The 2,000-nt window shown below is 60.6% G+C and carries 2 protein-coding genes; one reads left to right on the forward strand and one right to left on the reverse strand.

Features of this window, described 5'->3' with window-relative positions:
• A partial coding sequence (locus EOM25_14320; GenBank protein NCC26350.1) for a 4Fe-4S dicluster domain-containing protein occupies positions 1-1,144 on the forward strand: 1,144 nt, incomplete at its 5' end.
• 75 nt (positions 1,145-1,219) lie between these two features.
• On the opposite strand, the gene EOM25_14325 is transcribed toward EOM25_14320, so the two are convergent.
• A partial coding sequence (locus EOM25_14325) for a protease HtpX (protein ID NCC26351.1) occupies positions 1,220-2,000 on the reverse strand: 781 nt, incomplete at its 5' end.

Below are 2,000 nucleotides of genomic sequence, written 5' to 3' on the forward strand. Positions count from 1 at the left end.
CTGGCACCTTCGCCTGGCCGGCCATCATCCGGTCGTCTACGACATGGCCGAACGCCTGGGCGGCAAGATCACTTCGGCCATCCCCGACAGTCGAATCCCCGGCGATATCCTTCAGGGAGAACTGGATCGGATCGAATCGGTTCTAGAACATGTCCGTCTGAAAACCAGGTTGGTGGCCTCGGATTTTCAGGCCATCATCAATGAACACGATTTCGTGGTCCTGGCCACAGGCGCTCAAAAGCCCAGAAACCTGCCTGTTCCCGGATCCGAACGTCTGGTCACAGCCCTTGATTTTCTCCAGCAGTCCAAAGCCGGCAAAGCCCCGACGGGCCGGAGCCTGGTGGTCATCGGCGCCGGCAACGTCGGCTGCGATGTGGCCACCGAGGCCGGGCAAGTCGGCTACACGGACATCACCCTCATCGACATTCAGGAGCCTGCCTCCTTTGGCAAGGAACGGGAAGAGGCCGAGAAATTCGGGGCCAAGTTCCGCTGGCCCTGCTTTACCAAGGAAATAACCGACGAGGGCGTGGTTCTGACCAATGGTGAACTCCTTCGTGCCGACACGGTGGTCGTGTCCATCGGCGACCAGCCCGATCTGGACTATCTGCCTTCCAGCGTCGACACCAGCCGGGGCTTCGTCACCGTCGATAAGACCTGGCAGACGACTGATCCGCGCATCTTCGCCGTCGGAGACATCGTTCGCCCCGGCCTTTTGACCCACGCCATCGGCGCCGGACGCAAGGCGGCCATGGTTATCGACGCGATCATCAAAGGGCGACGTCCCTTGGGCGATCCAGCGACCATGCGTGAAGCGGACCTCGTTTCCCTCGAATACGCCGATCTTCAGGCCGATCGTTCGGAAACCATCGACTACTCGCGCATCACCCTCGAATACTTTGACCCGCGCCGCGATGTATTCTCCGACACCGGGCAATGCGCCACGGAATGCTCCTCCTGCGGTTCGTGTCGGGACTGCGGACTCTGCGCCGACATCTGCCCCCAAGGAGCCATTCACAGGGCCGGTCTTGGCAACGAAAAATTCGAAATGGTCAGCGATCCGGCCAGATGTATCGGTTGTGGATTCTGTGCCCAGGTCTGCCCATGTGGTATCTGGACCATGATTCCCAATACCCCGCTCGAATGATTCCACCCTCCCGGTAATGAAAAAGCCCCTCGTGGACGTGAACCACGAGGGGCTTTTTGCGATGTCGGCCTCGACTCAATACCGTCGGCCGCCCATGGCCCGCAGCCGGGCCACCCGTTCGGCGATGGGGGGGTGGGTGCTGAAGAGGCTCCCCATGGAGAACCCGGCAAAGGGATTGACGATGAACATGTTCTCCGTGGCCGGATTGCCTCCCTGCAACGGGATACGCCGACTATACGCCTCGAGTTTCTCCAATGCGTCGGCCAGCGCGCCGGGCGTGCCGCTGAGTTCAGCCCCGGTTCGGTCGGCCAGGTATTCCCTGGACCGGGAAATGGCCATCTGGACGATCATGGCCGCGATGGGAGCCAGAATGGCCATAAGAAGCATGAAGAGCGGGTTCCCGCCTCCACCTTCATCGTCCCGTCCGCCAAAACCGAAAATGGTCATCCATTTGACCATGTTGGCGACCATGACGATGGTTCCGCCTATGGTAGCGGCGATGGTCTGGACCAGGATGTCCCGATTCTTGATGTGCCCCATCTCGTGGGCCAGCACGCCGCGCAACTCATCGGGACTCAAAAGGTTGACGATCCCTCGGGTCACGGCCACAATTCCATTTTGGGGATTGCGTCCGGTTGCGAAGGCGTTGGGGGCGTCTTGGGGGACGAGGTAGACCCGGGGTTTTTGAACCCCGGCTTTACGGGCCAACTCGTCCACCATGCGGTGCAGGGCGGGTGCGTCGTTTACACCCAGCTCCTGTGCCTTGTACATGGACAAGACGATCCGGTCGGAAAACCAATAGCTTCCGACATTCATGACCACGGCCAGAACAAAGGCCACGACCATCCCGCCCTGT

The organism is Deltaproteobacteria bacterium (genome assembly GCA_009929795.1).
Classification (GTDB): Bacteria; Desulfobacterota; Desulfovibrionia; order Desulfovibrionales; family Desulfomicrobiaceae; genus RZZR01.